We start from the raw sequence: 16,055 nt of genomic DNA, 5'->3' as shown, positions 1-16,055 counted from the left end.
ATTTTACTAGTTAAAAAATGAAAAAAGCCCTTCCACCGAAACGGAACGACTTTTGTCTTATCTGTTAAATAAAAGGACCAGTTATCAAAGCTAAACTGACCTCTGCAATAACATCGATTTGATATGACCTATCGCCTTAGTAGGGTTTAGACCTTTCGGACAAACGTTGACGCAATTCATGATACCGTGGCATCTAAATACGCTAAACGCATCATCCAAATCAGCCAGGCGTTCATCAGTTGCGGTATCACGACTATCTATTAAGAAGCGATATGCATGTAATAAACCTGCAGGGCCAACGAATTTATCAGGGTTCCACCAGAATGACGGACATGACGTCGAACAACACGCACAAAGTATACATTCGTATAATCCGTCCAACTTGTCACGTTCTTCAACTGACTGAAGATATTCACGAGCTGGCGGCTGTTTGTCATCATTAATTAAAAATGGTTTTACTTTTTCATACTGAGTAAAGAACTGAGTCATATCAATAACTAAGTCACGTACTACTGGCAATCCAGGTAAAGGACGTAAAATAATAGTACCTTTGCCTAAAGAAGAAACAGGTGTAATACACGCTAAACCATTTTTACCATTCATGTTTAAACCGTCAGAACCACACACACCTTCACGGCATGAGCGACGGAAAACTAATGTTGGATCTTGTTCTTTAAGAAGAATAAGAGCATCAAGTACCATCATGTCATGACCATCTTCAACTTCTAGTTGGTAGTCTTTCATGTATGGCGCATCGTCTACGTCAGAGTTATAACGGTAAACAGAGAAATTCAAAGTTTTCATAATACGTTACTCTCCTGATTAATAAGTACGAGCTTTAGGTGGGAACGCTTCACGATGCACTGGGCTCATGTTAACTTCACGCTTGCTCATTTCTTCACTATTTGGATCATAAACACTGTGACATAACCAGTTTTCATCATCACGGTCTAAGAAATCTTCACGGCTGTGTGCACCACGACTTTCTGTACGGAAATTAGCTGCAACCGCTGTTGCATAAGCTGTTTCCATCAAGTTATCTAACTCAAGGCACTCAATACGCTGTGTATTAAATTCTTTAGAATTATCAGATAATTTCGCGTGTTTTAAACGTTCACGAATTTCTTTTAATTGAGCAAGACCTTCTGCCATTGCTTTACCTTCACGGAATACCGAGAAGTTAAGCTGCATACATTGTTGTAAATCTTTTTTGATTTGAACTGGATCTTCACCTTGAGATGTAGAATCCCAACGATTGTAACGTTCTAATGCTTTTTCAATGTCTGCATCATTTACTTCTGTTGCGCCTTTGCCTTCGCCTAAATATTTTTCTAAATATTTACCAGCAGCACGGCCAAATACAACTAAGTCTAATAATGAGTTACCACCTAAGCGGTTTGCACCATGAACAGATACACATGCAATTTCACCAACAGCAAATAAACCTTCAACTTCAGCAAAAGAACCGTCTTCAGCTTTAGTTAACGCTTGACCGTTAACGTTAGTTGGAATACCACCCATCATATAATGACATGTTGGTATAACAGGAATTGGCTCATCTGCAGGATGTACGTGGGCAAATGTTTTAGATAATTCACAAACACCAGGTAAACGCGACTCTAACGTTTCGCGGCCTAAATGATCCAGTTTAAGTTTAAGATGTGGACCTAAAGGACCATCACAACCACGACCTTCACGTATCTCTGTCATCATTGAACGAGCAACAACATCACGAGACGCTAAGTCTTTGGCATTAGGCGCATAACGTTCCATGAAACGTTCGCCATCTTTATTTAATAGGTAACCACCTTCACCACGACAACCTTCTGTTACCAATACACCGGCACCAGCGATTCCTGTTGGGTGGAACTGCCACATTTCCATATCTTGTAATGCAACACCAGCACGAACCGCCATACCAACACCATCACCAGTGTTGATGTGAGCATTAGTAGTTGAAGCGTAAATTCGTCCTGCACCACCAGTAGCTAACACAGTTGCACGTGCTTTGAAGTAAACAACATCACCAGATTCAATATCTATCGCTGTACAACCAACAATAGCGCCATCAGAGTTTTTAACTAAATCTAATGCGTACCATTCACTGTAAACAGTAGTTTTATGTTTAACATTTTGTTGGTACAAAAGGTGTAATAAAGCGTGACCAGTACGGTCTGCAGCAGCCGCTGTTCTAGCAGCTTGTTCGCCACCAAAGTTTTTAGACTGACCGCCAAATGGACGTTGATAAATACGACCATCTTCAAAACGAGAAAAAGGTAATCCTTTATTTTCCATTTCAATAATGGCTTCAGGACCTTCTTTACACATAAATTCGATTGCGTCTTGGTCACCGATAAAATCAGAACCTTTAACAGTATCGTACATGTGTTGTTCCCAGTGATCTTCATGGGCGTTGCCCAATGCTACTGTTATTCCGCCTTGAGCAGAAACAGTATGAGAACGAGTTGGGAAAACTTTTGAAATCAAGGCAACCGTTTGGCCTGATTCTGCAATTTGCAAGGCCGCACGCATTCCCGCGCCACCTGCACCGATTACAACGGCATCAAATTCTTGAACTGTGATAGACACTACACACCCCACAATATGAATAGACCAGTTACAACGTAAGCTAATCCTAATAAATTAAGAACAAAGCTTAAGAACGTACGTAGTTTTGGACCTTTAACATAGTCCGTTAATACTTGCCAAAGTCCGATTCGAGTGTGAACCCAGATACAAAGCAATGTAATAAACGTGAAAACTTTAACGGCTACGTTATCGAATAACGCTGACCAAATTTCAAAGGTAACGACTGGAGTTGTTAAAAAGAAGCCTAAAATGAATATTGTATAGGCTGTCATAAATAATGCGGTAGCCCTTAAAGAAACATAATCCTGGACTCCATCTCTCTTTAATGATGCTTGATTGATCACCATATCCACACTCCAGCTAAAATTACAGTTACTAACCATATAGCAATGGATAGCGTAGCACTTAGGTTTCCTGACTCTAACTCTTCCCAATAACCCATATCCATTATTAGATGACGTATGCCACCAATAATATGGTAAGAAAGAACTGCCAATGTACCTATAACAATAACTTTACCGATCACACCTTGCATTAGCGATTTTGCTAATTCAAAGCCTTCTGCTGATTGTAAAGAAATACCCCATGCTACGATCACAAATATTAAGGCGAAGAAAAGCGCAACGCCCGTTATACGATGTAGAATAGAAGCTTTTGCCGAGGCTGGCATTGAGATTGATGTCAGATCTAGATTTACAGGTCTTTGTTTTTTCACGGTTGCATGCCTATCCGAGCTGTTTATTATTTTTATGTCTGATCCATAAGTAAATGAATCACCCCATTTTATTTATAAAAATGAACGCCAATGAAATGATGTTCAACCCTTATAAAAACTGCATTGAATACGTGTGCAGTGCGACTCAGTATATATAGCCAAAATCAATATGGCAATTTCTGTTTAAATTTAATGTGTTAAAGAATTTCATGCGTACAAAAAATAGCTAATAAGTTATACTTTCGTATAATTATTCACCATTTGTGCAATAAAATTGACTTTTTACTCTATTTTGTAGTTACAATGGCTGGATTTTCAAAATTAACTATGTGACAAATGTTGAATTCAATAATACATTTAGTGACTAGTAACAATTATAAAACAACAATTTGAGGAGAGCATGCATGACAGATAAGAAGGTCACCGTTCAAATCACTGGACAAGACGCATTCGAACTGCCAATGATGTCTGGTACAGCTGGTAATGATGTTATTGACGTGAGAACGTTAGGTTCAAAAGGCGTTTTCACCTATGACCCAGGCTTTTTAGCAACTGCATCATGTCAATCTAAAATCACTTATATCGATGGTGATAAAGGTGTGTTATTACATCGTGGTTACCCAATCGAGCAATTAGCTGATGGTTCTAACTATATCGAATTATGTTATTTACTACTTCATGGTGAATTACCAAGCCCTGAAAAATTAGTAACATTTGAAAATACAATTAAAAACCACACTATGATCCATGAAAAGATTGCTACATTCTTTAATGGTTTTGTTGTAGATGCACATCCAATGGCGATGTTATGTGGTGTTGTTGGTGCTATGTCTAGCTTTTATCATGATGATTTAGACATCTCTGATCCTAAACAACGTCAACGTAGTTCGTACCGCTTAATTGCTAAGTTACCAACTATTGCAGCTATGGCTTATAAATACAGTATCGGTCAACCGTTTGTATACCCACGCAACAACCTTTCTTACTCAGAAAACTTCTTAAACATGATGTTCTCTGTACCTGCTGAAGATTATAAAGTTAACCCTATCCTTGCTGATGCAATGGATAAAATCTTCATGTTACATGCGGACCATGAGCAAAATGCTTCGACATCAACAGTGCGTTTAGCTGGTTCTTCTGGCGCTAACCCTTATGCATGTATTGCTGCTGGTATCGCATCTTTATGGGGACCTGCTCACGGCGGCGCTAACGAAGCATGTTTAAACATGTTAAAACAAATCGGTAGTGTTGATAAAATTCCTGAGTTTGTTGCAAGAGCAAAAGACAAAGCTGACCCATTCCGCTTAATGGGCTTCGGTCACCGTGTTTACAAAAACTTCGACCCTCGCGCAAAAGTTATGCGTCAAACTTGTCATGAAGTATTGTCTGCATTAAACGTTAGTGATCCATTGTTAGACGTTGCAATGGAACTAGAACGAATTGCATTGGAAGATGAATACTTTGTATCTAAGAAGTTATACCCTAATGTAGATTTCTACTCAGGTATTATCTTAAAAGCTATCGGTATTCCTACTAGCATGTTCACTGTTATCTTTGCAATGTCTCGTACTGTTGGTTGGATTAGCCATTGGGACGAAATGTTAAGCGAAGAAGGCCAAAAAATAGGTCGTCCTCGTCAGTTATATACTGGTGCAGCGAAACGTGATTATGTTGCTCCTACAGACCGATAAAAACTCGGCTTAGGATCAAAAAAGGCAGCTAATCGCTGCCTTTTTTTATAGCTACATTTTAATTTTTTACAGTGGTTCTATCACTATATTGGAGTCTAACTTTCGAATCACACTGGCACTTTTACGTTCATTAGTGATCATGGCTTTCTGACCAATTTTAACTGAAACATTTCTATATAACTGCCTATGCGCTAACACTTTTATTTCATTGATATATTCTGCTCGTTTTTCAATTAATACTCGACGGAAATAGATATATTTTTTCACTTTGGTGATTAAAATAAGTAACTTTTTATCTTCAATGGTTTTTTCAGTCGGATTGTCTATCGTTGAAATTTTTTTCTTCAACTCTCCAACTCGTTGTTCTAAGACGTTTGTCCACTCCCACAACTCATGTTCTTTTTGTAAAAATACGTCGTATACCCTGTTCATATTAATATCTACAGGTATGTTAGTTTCGCTCCCACCCAATATACCAACGTTTAACAATTTACTTAACGTGAACTTACCACCTATGACTTTACCCTGAGGTTTTTCGGGATCACCAACAATTAGGCTTTTAGCCACCACTTTACAATTAGCTAAATACTTATTGGCCATCACATCAAATTTACATCTAAAAAACACTTGGCTAGCAAAATCCACATTAATATTTTGGCCAGAAACCAACTCACAACTTAGATCAGTCTCTAGTTCACTTTTTGTACCTTTATTCACAATATGTCCAACGCAACCGCCAATTATTGTTAAGTTGCCATGACAGCGAATAATCGCTGATTCAACAAAACCACCTACATATACATCCCCGGTCGCCTCAATTTTCATCTCCGCAGCAACGTCACCTTCTATGATCACAGAACCATGAAAATCTATATGGCCTTGTTTTGCGGTTAGCTCATTAATCACAAACACGTCATCAACGACTAATTTCTCCCCTGTTTTTCTTAACATACCTTCAAAAATGGCGACTAAACAGTTTGGATCATCTTCTGAAATTTCTGTGCCTTGAGTTGCTTTTAATTCAAAATCATTGCCTGGCGTTGGGATTAGTACATTGCCGAGAATGTCTTTGCCCTCTAAACCTTTACTAGGTTGTGTTTTATACGCAACCACTTGCCCTTTTTTAACCGTTTCTATTTCACCTAAATCCCTTAAATTAAACGAACCGTCTGGGTTAATTCTATGTTGTCTTAACTGCTCACCGAACATATTTACTTTCGGCTTTAGCTCTGCATCTATTCCATCACTGGCGGGTTTACCTTTCACTAATAACTGTTTAACTTTAGTACCTGGCGGCAATCCTCTGACATTTTTTAATAATCGTTTTACTAATGTGGTTTTTAAGCCAAATTTAATATTGTGTTCTAAACACGCCCTTTTAATCTCAGCCATAGACAGGCGTTTTCCGCCTTGTGCAGTAACAACATTGGCTGTTGCAGACATTAAGTCTTCACTGATTTCAAAACTAATACTGGCATCAAGGATAGTGGCAAAATGAAAGTCTACTTTTTGAATTCGGTCTTGGTGTTGTTGAATTTTCTCAATTAATTCATTTGTAGTGGTTATAAAATCTGATAGTTTTTCCAACTGTTTAGCACAATTGCGATATTTACTTTGCTCAAATAGGTTTACGATTGTGTTTTGATCTAATAATTTCGTGACTGTATTACACACAACGACAAGAAAAACGTTACGTCCCCTTCCTTTAAACTCTATTTCGGTTATGTTTTCTTCTGCCATTGTACAACCTAAAAATTAAAACGAAACTACACCTGATAAAACGCTAACATTCAATTTACCTAATAATCAATTAATGTAAATTGAAACTGCATATATTATTACTTGTTTTAATTCCGTTTTTTTTAATTAAGGGACTAATAAAAAGATTCGTTGAATTGAAAATGTTAAGCAGAAAACAAAATGGTATACTGGTTTTACCTTTTGTATTTGCCCAATGAATTATGTCAATACGCAGCCAGTTTACTCTATTTTCCAATCAAGAACTCAATACACCGACCCCCTTCATATATCTTGATAATGCTGCGACTACGCAAAAACCTCAATCTGTTATTGATGTTATAACTCACTTTTATCAACATCAAAATGCGAATGTTCATCGGGGATCGTATAACACAGCCAACCAAGTTACCGCACGATACGAACAAGCCAGAGTGAATCTAGCAAACTTCATTGGAGCTAAAAGCGATACAAACATTGTTTGGACTAAAGGCACCACTGAAAGTATAAATTTAGTTGCTTATGCTTGGGGCGAAACACATATTTCAGATGGTGATACTATTGTCGTATTAGGGTCAGAACATCACGCTAATTTTGTGCCGTGGCAACAATTAGCTCTGCGTAAAGGAGCCAATTTTGAAGTGGTGAACGTATTAGAAAATGGCGATCTTGATTTAGCTCATTACCAGAATCTTATGGATAAAAAACCTAAGTTAGTTGCAGTTCAACACTGCTCAAACGCGTTAGGTAATATACACCCTATTAAACAGCTTACTGAATTAGCCAAACAAGTAGGTGCAACCGTATTAGTTGATGGAGCACAGGCTGTTGCTCATATAAAGGTAGACGTGCAGGATATTGGCTGTGATTTTTATACCTTTTCTGGCCATAAAATGTATGGGCCTACAGGTATTGGCGTTTTGTATATCGCTGAAGATATCAAACATGAGGTGAATCCATTTCACTTTGGTGGGGAAATGATCCAATCGGTCACCATAGAGAAAACCTCTTTCCGACCAATTCCTGCACTGTTAGAAACAGGAACGCCAAATATATCAGGGGTTTTGGGCTTTGATGCTGCAGTGAAATTTATGCAAAATGAACAAACTCAACACGACTTGGCGAGCACCTCCGATTTATATAATTATCTGGTTTCTCAATTATCACAAATCGACAAAGTACGATTATTAGGTTCAACCGAAAATAATATTGGTGTAATTTCATTTGTTGTTGACGGAGAATCTGTTGCTGATATTGGTGCATTATTAAATGAACAGAACATTGCGGTAAGGTGCGGTCATCATTGCGCAATGCCATTAATGCAGGCGTTAAAAGTTAATGGCACAGTAAGAGTCTCTTTGGCCATTTATAACGATAAATCAGATGTAGATGGGTTTATTAACGCACTTAAAAAATCATTAGATATATTATGCTGCTAACAATGCAATTAGAGAGGTTTTAATGCCAACCAATCCAAAAATAATAATAGAACTTGGTGAGCAATTTGAGTTAAATGAAGTAGCCGTTATAGAGTTATTTTCTCCGCTAAAAAATTGGGAAGAAAAGTTTAGACAGCTAATGTTATTAGGGAAAAAACTACCAATTTTACCTATAGATCACCAATTAGATGAATACTTAGTGTCTGGTTGCGAAAGTAAAGTGTGGTTAGTACATCAATGGCATAACCAAACATTAAGTTTAGCAGCAACATCCGACGCAAAAATTGTGAAAGGATTAATTGCCGTGGTTTTAGCTGCATTTAACCTTAAAACGCAAACACAAATAATTGAGTTCAATCTAGATAATTATTTTGCTCAGCTCAACTTATTAAATCAACTTAGCCCATCAAGAGCAAACGGTGTCCATGCCATTATCAATGAGATTAAAAGCTTCGTAGACAACGTTCACTAAAAACTCGTTTATTGTTTTCCAAAAACGGTTCCAATCGCTACCGACACGGCTTCAGGTCTAGTTGGATCTCGTAATAAACTTAATATATGTTGACGCACTGAAGGGATCGCGACCAAGTCGATAAACAAGCCTCCAAAAAGGTGTTTATTAGTATTGGTAGCCGCTTTTTCAAAAAATAAATGCAACAACGCTTTATCATCGAAGTATTGCCAAAAACGTCCAGCAATGACAATAAACAGAGTTTCTTCTGCACTTTCTGCACTAATTAATAATTTTTTTAACTGTGCTAAAACAATCGCTTTTGCTGAACTTCCGGCAAGACAACGTAATAAATGTAAAACTTGTTCATTGTCATTTTCTTCCAGTGCTCGATTTTGCACTTCGACGATACGTTGCGTTAACGCTAGTCCGATCTGATCATGTTCCAACGTCGCACCAATAGCACATAACGTCTGAATAGATAACTCTGGTAAATGTTTGATTAAGTCAGATTCGTTATTCGCTTGGTCGATTCTTGCAGTAAAATCAGCGATACCTTGAACTGTTAATTCTTGCCATTTATCTGCGTCAATTTGTCCTGCAAAAAATGCTTGTACATGTTCATAATGCATTGAAGCAGGTTGTTTCAGCGCAACTTTAACTTTTGCATTAAACGCCGCTTGGCGGTTTTGATCTGGTGTAAAACTATAAGGATGATTATCAAGTTCAGATTGTTGGTTATTCGAATCCAGCATTTTACTGCCCAACTCTTTAATAACCATAGAAATATAATGATCTCTTTGTTGCAGTTTTAACAAACCAATTTCATCTAAATCAAATTGTAAAAACCAAATAAACGGATTCTCTTTAGCTTGAGGACCTTTTTCATCTTGGTCCCAAAATACCATAGCAAAACGTGCTTTTTTTTGAATTGGGTATGGGTAAGGTTTTTGTCCATTTTCGACGGCGGTAAATTCTGCTTTGGAAATTGACTGGATTTTTCGTCCTAGAATCATAAACCCGCCACTGGGCATTGGCACTTTCCATTAAGGAAGACAACGTTGGAACTGGGTTATTGGCAGAACTGGCAGACATAAACAAAACCTTTCACAATCTTTAGAGTTTAATTTCTGGCGCATTATATATTTTGTTGGTTGGGACGTATATGGATTATTAATCAGATGGTAATATGGGTTTTTAATTTATTATTGTTATTAATATGTCTATTCATCATCAATGCGCCAGTTTGTTAGCCCAATTAACGATTGATTTAAAACAATGTGATTTATGGAGTAACGAGACACCATCAAAGGAACAATTGTCTAGCACTGAACCTTTCGCGCTTGATACTTTACGTTTTGAGCAATGGTTACAGTTTATCTTTATTCCTAAAATGACTGAATTAGTCAATAACAAAACAAACTTACCATCAAACATGAACATTTACCCAATGGCAGAAGAGTCACTTAAACACAAAAACAAAACAATTACCCCCCTGTTAGCAACAATTAAGTCACTCGATCAACTTATTAGCCGTGGTGAGTAAATGAGAAAAGTTGTTTTTGATACCGCACCCGAGCTTACAATTTTGTACCAAGATGAATATTTGGTCGCCATCGATAAACCATCTGGTTTGTTAGTTCATCGTAGTGAGATAGATAAACGCGAAACTTTATTTGCCATGCAACTGACCAGAGATTTAATTGGTCAACATGTGTATCCCGTTCATCGTTTGGATAGGCCAACCTCGGGGGTTTTATTGTTTGCTTTGTCATCTGAGGTAGCCCGTAAAATGTCTGAGTTATTTATTGCCGGTTTAGTCTCGAAAACCTATTTAGCAGTCATACGGGGTACTTGCCCAGAACAATTACATATTGATTACGCTTTAAAAGAAATTTTAGATAAAAAGTCAGATAAAAAAGCCAATAAAGATAAAGAACCACAATCTGCACAAACCAGCTTGCGTCGATTAGCACAGGTAGAGTTACCCTTTCCTTCTGGAAGGTACGCTCAAACTAGATATTCATTGGTTGAGTTAACACCCCATACAGGTCGCAAACATCAATTAAGACGACATATGGCCCATATTCGCCACCCTATTATTGGTGATACAAATCATGGCGACGGTAAACAAAATAAAGCAGCAAAAGAACATTTAGGATTAGACCGTTTAGCACTCGTTGCAAAAAACGTATCTTTTCCACACCCAATCTCTAATGACATAATAAATATTAGTGCTGATATAGATCCGACTTTAACGCACTTATTCAACTTATTTAGTCCAGATTCGTCTTGATTTATTAAACCTATCTATTGATGCTTTTTTAAACCATTGTGTTAAGTTAAAGCGAGTTTACTAATAGTGAGTTTAACATGGCGAATATTACGATAATGTGCGGCAGTGTATTTGGTGCAGCGCAAGAACTTGCAGAGCTAATTAAATTAACTTTATCTGAAGTTGGGCATAATACGATGTTAAATATTCCATGTTCGACGGCTGATATGGACAATGCAGATGCCATCTTAATTGTTACGTCAACTACTGGACAAGGCGAACTCCCGTCCAATATAGAACCTTTTTATTTCAATGCTAAAAATAATATGCCGATGCAAACGGGTAAACTATTTGGCGTCATATGTCTAGGTGATTCAAGTTATACCACTTACGGCAAGGCTGGCGACTTAATGCAAGAATTGTTTATTGAGTTACAAGCTAAAGAAGCGTTCCCTATGTTAAAAGTAGATGCCGTACAAACGCTAGAACCCGAAACATTGGCGTTACCTTGGTTAGAACAATGGGTGAAACGGCTTTAAGTTTCGAGTTTCGAGTTTCGAGTGTCGAGTGTCGAGTGTCGAGTGTCGAGTGTCGAGTGTCGAGTGTCGAGTGTCGAGTGTGAAAATAACAAAAAGGCTTCCTAAGGGAAGCCTTTTTAAATTTAACATATTAACCAGTACGACCTAATCTTTCTTCTTAGCGGCTGGTTTTGCCTTAGCTTTTGGCTTTGCCTTCGCTTTAGGCTTCTTACGTTTATCTTCTTCTACCCATTTACCATCAGTAAACCAAGCACTCCAACCTGACGCTTTACCTTCACTGTTTTCCGTCATGACATATTGTTGTTTTGTTTTACGGCTAAAACGAACAACTGATTTATTGCCATCTGGATCTTGTGCTGGAGCATCGGCTAAATAATAAAATTTAGGGCTAATGCGATCACGATATAAAGCTAGTTCTTCAACTAATGGAGCTCTAGTTTCTCTAGATTTAGGGAAGGTTGAGGCCGCCATAAACAAACCTGCAGCGCCATCACGTAAAACAAAATACCCATCCGACTTAACACAAGGTAATTCCGGTAAATGAACCGGATCTTCTTTCGGTGGCGCAGCTTCACCACTTCTTAGTAATTTACGCGTGTTTTTACACTCTTCGCCAGTACAGCCAAAATACTTACCAAAACGGCCAGACTTCAGTTGCATATCCGAACCACATTTATCACATTCGATTAATGGTCCATCATAGCCCTTAATTTTAAACTCACCCTTTTCAACCACATGACCAGAACAACTTGGGTTATTACCACAAATATGAATTTTTCTGGTTTCGTCAATTAAATAGCTGTCCATTGCCGTTTCACAAACAGGACAACGTTTCATGTGACGTAATGCTTCGGTCTCTAATTCTTCATCAGAAACATTTTCAGCTTCATCACCATGGGTTAAGTTCATTGTATTGGTACAACGTTCTTTTGGAGGCAATGCATAACCAGAGCAACCTAAGAAAACACCAGTACTTGCAGTACGAATGTTCATCTTGCGGCCACACTTAGTGCAATCTATATCGGTTGGTACCGGTAAGTTTTGACGCATACCGCCTTCATCTGTTTCAGATGAAGCCACTACTAGTTTTTCTTGGAATTCACTATAGAAGGTATCTAACAACTTCTTCCATTGTAAATCACCATCCGCAACTTCATCTAAACGACCTTCCATTTTTGCAGTAAAGTCGTAGTTTAATAACTCAGTGAAGTTTTCCACTAAACGGTCGGTAACAATTTCGCCCATTTTTTCGGCGTAAAAACGACGGTTGTCTAAACGTACATATCCACGGTCTTGAATTGTCGAGATGATAGAGGCGTACGTAGATGGACGACCAATACCACGTTTTTCTAATTCTTTAACTAAGCTGGCTTCAGAGAAACGTGCAATAGGTTTAGTAAAGTGTTGTTTTGGTAGATATTCAGATACATCTAATACGTCTCCAACACTCACATTTGGTAATTCAATGTTATCGTCATTGGCTTTTTTAACGGCCGTTTGCACTCTTGTCCAACCGTCAAATTTTAACACTCGACCTTTAGCTTTAAGTTCAAAATCACCAGCAGTTACGGTTACATTTGTTACGTCATATTCCGCAGGTACCATTTGACACGCCACAAATTGATTCCAAATCAACTCATACAAACGCTCGGCATCTCGCTCCATACCCACTAATTGTGAAGCTTGAACACCAACACTCGAAGGACGAATCGCTTCATGCGCCTCTTGCGCTCCTTCTTTGCTACCGTAAACCAGTGCATTAGCAGGTAAGTATTTTTCACCAAATTCACTTTGGATAAATAAACGACAAGCGCCAACGGCTTCACTACTTAAGTTAGTGGAGTCGGTACGCATATAAGTAATGTGACCCGCTTCGTATAAACGTTGTGCCATCATCATGGTTTTCTTTACGCCAAAGCCCAAACGTGTACTCGCCGCTTGTTGTAACGTTGACGTAATAAACGGAGCAGATGGTTTGCTTTTAGATGGTTTGTCTTCACGGTTAGACACCGTAAATGTCTGGCCTTTAATATCTGCTAATATCGCATCCATTTGATCTTTATTAGTCGGTTTAAAGGTTTGACCTTGTTGTTTATTTACTTCTAATAATATTTGTTCTTTTTTAGAGGTAAAGGTATCAACATTCAAACGCCAGAACTCTTCTGGAATAAACGCTTTAATTTCTCTTTCACGTTCAACAACAAGACGAACAGCAACAGACTGAACTCGTCCCGCTGACAAACCTCGTGCTATTTTTTTCCATAACAAAGGCGAAACCATAAAACCAACAACACGGTCTAAGAATCGGCGTGCTTGTTGAGCATTTACTTGGTGTATATCTAATTCACCAGGTTTATCAAATGCTTGTTTAATTGCGCTTTTGGTGATTTCGTTAAAAACAACGCGTTTAAATTTATCTTCATTACCGCCTATGATTTCCCGCAGGTGCCAAGCAATGGCCTCCCCTTCGCGGTCCAAATCCGTTGCGAGATAGATATGGTCAGCTGACGCTGCCAATTTTTTAAGTTCCGCAACAACTTTCTCTTTACCCGGTAATATTTGATATTTAGCAGCCCAACCGTTTTCTGGGTCTATCCCCATACGGCTGACTAAAGCAGTTTTATCTTTTGCTGCTTTTAATTCTGCTTTTTCTTCTACAGACAACCCTTTTGTTGACACACGTTCAGCTGGTTTTTTCGTACCACCTGACGTTGGGAGATCACGAATATGACCAACACTGGATTTTACGACAAAATCTTTGCCTAAATACTTGTTGATGGTCTTTGCTTTTGCTGGTGACTCGACTATGACCAGAGACTTTCCCATAATTCCTCAACCGCTTCTTGGGTAAATTGCGTACTTATACCAAGTTATAAGATATATATGCGATTCTATTCGACTTCAAGCTAAAATCGCTATCTATTTCTGCACCAAAGTGAGATTTTCTTCTTTAACTGCGTATAATATAAACAGTTTTCGATTAACGACACGCAATGATACTAAGGTTTTCAGAAGATTTGTCACTTAAAAAATTAAATGATTTTATTTACATTTATTTTTTTATCTAATTAATTTGTTAAAAATTTGCTCTAGTTTAAAAAAAACATCAAATTTTTTTTGTGAATAAAAATGTAAATCCTGTGTCACTGTATTTTATGGAGAAGTTCTAATAATGAAACATTTTGAAGCTAATTTTGATGGTCTAGTTGGCCCAACTCATAACTATGCCGGATTGTCTGTTGGTAATGTTGCCTCTTTAAATAACGCAAAAGATACCTCTAATCCAAAATCTGCAGCCAAACAAGGTTTGCAAAAAATGAAAGCATTACATGACATGGGATTAGTTCAAGGGGTTTTAGCGCCACATGAAAGACCTGACTTAGATGCATTACGTCGTTTAGGCTTCAGTGGTAGCGATACTTCGGTTTTAGAGCAAGCCGCTAAACAAGCCCCACAAGTGTTAAGAGCTGTATATTCGGCTTCAAGTATGTGGACAGCCAACGCCGCAACCGTTTCACCAAGTGCGGATACTGCTGACAAAAAAGTACATTTTACCCCGGCTAATTTAACTAATAAATTCCACCGTTCGTTAGAGCCTGAAACCAGTGGCCGTATATTAAAAGCCATGTTTAATAACGAACAGCACTTTGCACACCACCAGCATTTACCAGATAACGATCATTTTGGTGATGAAGGCGCAGCAAATCATACTCGTTTGTGCGGTGAATACGATCAAGCAGGTGTGGAATTATTTGTCTATGGCAGACACGCATTCGATTCTTCAAAGCCAGCACCCGTTAAATATCCTGCACGTCACACCTATGAAGCCTGTGAAGCGGTTTCACGTTTGCATCAATTAGATGAGTCAGGTGTTGTTTATATGCAGCAAAATCCTGATGTCATTGACCAAGGTGTATTCCACAATGACGTTATATCTGTGGGTAATCAAAATGTATTGTTCTATCACGAACAAGCCTTTTTAAATACCGCTGAAAAGTTTAAAGAAATCCAATCTAAATTTGCTAAAAAATCAGATAAAGAATTCCACTTTATTAAAGTTGCCACAGATCAAGTCAGTGTTGAACAAGCGGTTAAAACTTACTTATTTAATACTCAGTTGGTTGATATCGGTAATGGTCATATGGCCATCATTGCGCCAATGGAATGTAAAGAAAACCCGTCGGTATCGGCGTATTTAGACAATTTAATTACGCAAAACACACCGATTAAACAAGTAAACTACTTTGACGTTAAACAAAGTATGAGAAATGGTGGCGGACCGGCATGTTTACGATTACGAGTTGCGTTAAATGAACAAGAACTAGCCGCAACCAATCAAAATGTTCTGATGTCAGAACAGTTATTTTCAACATTAAATACCTGGGTAGATAAACATTACCGTGATGAATTATCGGAATCAGATCTAAGAGATCCTATGTTAGTAATTGAAACTCGAGCTGCACTCGATGAACTCACTCAAATTTTAAACCTTGGTTCAGTTTATCCATTCCAACGATAATTACGTAATAACTATTGATTAAAGCGACCTTAGGGTCGCTTTTTTATAGTTAAAACTTTTAATAGAATCCGTATTTGTATGAGTTTTGTTCACTTATCGT

Annotated in this window: 14 protein-coding genes; 7 read left to right on the top strand and 7 right to left on the bottom strand. The window is 38.0% G+C overall.

Annotated elements, in window-relative coordinates:
• Positions 1–90 precede the first annotated feature (90 nt).
• The 4 genes from RT723_RS17780 to sdhC are packed head-to-tail and all read right to left on the bottom strand — an operon-like array spanning position 91 to position 3,304.
• Positions 91–804 carry a succinate dehydrogenase iron-sulfur subunit gene (locus tag RT723_RS17780; protein WP_216054745.1) on the bottom strand — a complete coding sequence of 238 codons (714 nt, stop codon included), beginning with the start codon at positions 802–804 and terminating at the stop codon, positions 91–93.
• A gap of 18 nt (positions 805–822) precedes the next feature.
• Positions 823–2,589 (bottom strand): succinate dehydrogenase flavoprotein subunit, encoded by a 1,767-nt coding sequence (gene sdhA, locus RT723_RS17775; RefSeq protein ID WP_315948492.1) that lies wholly within the window; start codon positions 2,587–2,589, stop codon positions 823–825.
• Positions 2,589–2,936: a succinate dehydrogenase, hydrophobic membrane anchor protein gene (sdhD, locus tag RT723_RS17770; RefSeq protein ID WP_216054743.1), complete on the bottom strand. Its 348-nt coding sequence runs from the start codon at positions 2,934–2,936 to the stop codon at positions 2,589–2,591. The genes sdhA and sdhD overlap by 1 nt, the downstream gene beginning before the upstream one ends.
• Complete coding sequence (gene sdhC, locus RT723_RS17765; protein ID WP_216054742.1) at positions 2,930–3,304, bottom strand: succinate dehydrogenase, cytochrome b556 subunit; 375 nt, start codon at positions 3,302–3,304, stop codon at positions 2,930–2,932. Before sdhC ends, sdhD begins: the two co-directional genes overlap by 7 nt.
• 404 nt (positions 3,305–3,708) lie before the next feature.
• Between sdhC and gltA the strand changes: the two genes are divergently transcribed.
• Entirely contained in the window at positions 3,709–4,995 is a 1,287-nt protein-coding gene (gene gltA / locus RT723_RS17760) for a citrate synthase (RefSeq protein WP_216054741.1), read from the top strand.
• Positions 4,996–5,061: 66 nt separating this feature from the next.
• Here the strand turns inward: gltA and RT723_RS17755 are convergent, their stop codons facing one another.
• Complete coding sequence (locus RT723_RS17755) at positions 5,062–6,735, bottom strand: flagellar assembly protein A (protein WP_315948488.1); 1,674 nt, start codon at positions 6,733–6,735, stop codon at positions 5,062–5,064.
• A gap of 221 nt (positions 6,736–6,956) precedes the next feature.
• Between RT723_RS17755 and RT723_RS17750 the strand changes: the two genes are divergently transcribed.
• Both RT723_RS17750 and RT723_RS17745 read left to right on the top strand, forming a co-directional pair.
• The gene (locus RT723_RS17750; RefSeq protein ID WP_315948487.1) at positions 6,957–8,171 is read left to right on the top strand and encodes an aminotransferase class V-fold PLP-dependent enzyme; all 1,215 of its coding nucleotides are present in this window, start codon (positions 6,957–6,959) and stop codon (positions 8,169–8,171) included.
• A gap of 22 nt (positions 8,172–8,193) precedes the next feature.
• Complete coding sequence (locus RT723_RS17745; protein WP_315948485.1) at positions 8,194–8,643, top strand: SufE family protein; 450 nt, start codon at positions 8,194–8,196, stop codon at positions 8,641–8,643.
• 8 nt (positions 8,644–8,651) lie between these two features.
• Here the strand turns inward: RT723_RS17745 and RT723_RS17740 are convergent, their stop codons facing one another.
• On the bottom strand, positions 8,652–9,638 hold the full coding sequence (locus RT723_RS17740; protein WP_315948483.1) for a DUF3549 family protein: 987 nt from the start codon (positions 9,636–9,638) through the stop codon (positions 8,652–8,654).
• A 203-nt stretch (positions 9,639–9,841) separates the two neighbouring features.
• On the opposite strand from RT723_RS17740, the gene RT723_RS17735 reads away from it, so the two are divergent.
• The 3 genes from RT723_RS17735 to RT723_RS17725 all read left to right on the top strand — a co-directional run bounded on the left by RT723_RS17735 (position 9,842) and on the right by RT723_RS17725 (position 11,436).
• Positions 9,842–10,168 (top strand): YqcC family protein, encoded by a 327-nt coding sequence (locus tag RT723_RS17735; RefSeq protein WP_315948481.1) that lies wholly within the window; start codon positions 9,842–9,844, stop codon positions 10,166–10,168.
• Complete coding sequence (gene truC / locus RT723_RS17730; protein WP_315948479.1) at positions 10,169–10,918, top strand: tRNA pseudouridine(65) synthase TruC; 750 nt, start codon at positions 10,169–10,171, stop codon at positions 10,916–10,918.
• A gap of 77 nt (positions 10,919–10,995) precedes the next feature.
• Positions 10,996–11,436, top strand: a complete 441-nt coding sequence (locus RT723_RS17725; protein ID WP_315948477.1) for a flavodoxin domain-containing protein — start codon at positions 10,996–10,998, stop codon at positions 11,434–11,436.
• A 144-nt stretch (positions 11,437–11,580) separates the two neighbouring features.
• On the opposite strand, the gene topA is transcribed toward RT723_RS17725, so the two are convergent.
• On the bottom strand, positions 11,581–14,262 hold the full coding sequence (topA, locus tag RT723_RS17720) for a type I DNA topoisomerase (RefSeq protein WP_315948476.1): 2,682 nt from the start codon (positions 14,260–14,262) through the stop codon (positions 11,581–11,583).
• Positions 14,263–14,608: 346 nt separating this feature from the next.
• Here topA and astB point away from each other — a divergent pair, with 346 nt between their 5' ends.
• Positions 14,609–15,955 carry an N-succinylarginine dihydrolase gene (astB, locus tag RT723_RS17715; RefSeq protein ID WP_315948474.1) on the top strand — a complete coding sequence of 449 codons (1,347 nt, stop codon included), beginning with the start codon at positions 14,609–14,611 and terminating at the stop codon, positions 15,953–15,955.
• Positions 15,956–16,055 lie beyond the last annotated feature (100 nt).

It is taken from the genome of Psychrosphaera aquimarina (assembly GCF_032461525.1).
Taxonomy (GTDB): Bacteria; Pseudomonadota; Gammaproteobacteria; order Enterobacterales; family Alteromonadaceae; genus Psychrosphaera; species Psychrosphaera aquimarina.
Note: the sequence above shows the minus strand (reverse complement) of the source record. Positions and strands in the feature narration are given on the sequence as shown.

Excerpts from the sequence above, each read along its gene's own strand:
- RT723_RS17740 (WP_315948483.1), bottom strand. The coding sequence starts at position 9,638 with ATGATTCTAGGACGAAAAATCCAGTCAATTTCCAAAGCAGAATTTACC.
- RT723_RS17745 (WP_315948485.1), top strand. The coding sequence starts at position 8,194 with ATGCCAACCAATCCAAAAATAATAATAGAACTTGGTGAGCAATTTGAG.
- sdhD (WP_216054743.1), bottom strand. The coding sequence starts at position 2,936 with ATGGTGATCAATCAAGCATCATTAAAGAGAGATGGAGTCCAGGATTAT.
- RT723_RS17735 (WP_315948481.1), top strand. The coding sequence starts at position 9,842 with ATGTCTATTCATCATCAATGCGCCAGTTTGTTAGCCCAATTAACGATT.
- RT723_RS17750 (WP_315948487.1), top strand. The coding sequence starts at position 6,957 with ATGTCAATACGCAGCCAGTTTACTCTATTTTCCAATCAAGAACTCAAT.
- RT723_RS17755 (WP_315948488.1), bottom strand. The coding sequence starts at position 6,735 with ATGGCAGAAGAAAACATAACCGAAATAGAGTTTAAAGGAAGGGGACGT.
- RT723_RS17725 (WP_315948477.1), top strand. The coding sequence starts at position 10,996 with ATGGCGAATATTACGATAATGTGCGGCAGTGTATTTGGTGCAGCGCAA.
- truC (WP_315948479.1), top strand. The coding sequence starts at position 10,169 with ATGAGAAAAGTTGTTTTTGATACCGCACCCGAGCTTACAATTTTGTAC.
- topA (WP_315948476.1), bottom strand. The coding sequence starts at position 14,262 with ATGGGAAAGTCTCTGGTCATAGTCGAGTCACCAGCAAAAGCAAAGACC.
- gltA (WP_216054741.1), top strand. The coding sequence starts at position 3,709 with ATGACAGATAAGAAGGTCACCGTTCAAATCACTGGACAAGACGCATTC.
- RT723_RS17780 (WP_216054745.1), bottom strand. The coding sequence starts at position 804 with ATGAAAACTTTGAATTTCTCTGTTTACCGTTATAACTCTGACGTAGAC.
- astB (WP_315948474.1), top strand. The coding sequence starts at position 14,609 with ATGAAACATTTTGAAGCTAATTTTGATGGTCTAGTTGGCCCAACTCAT.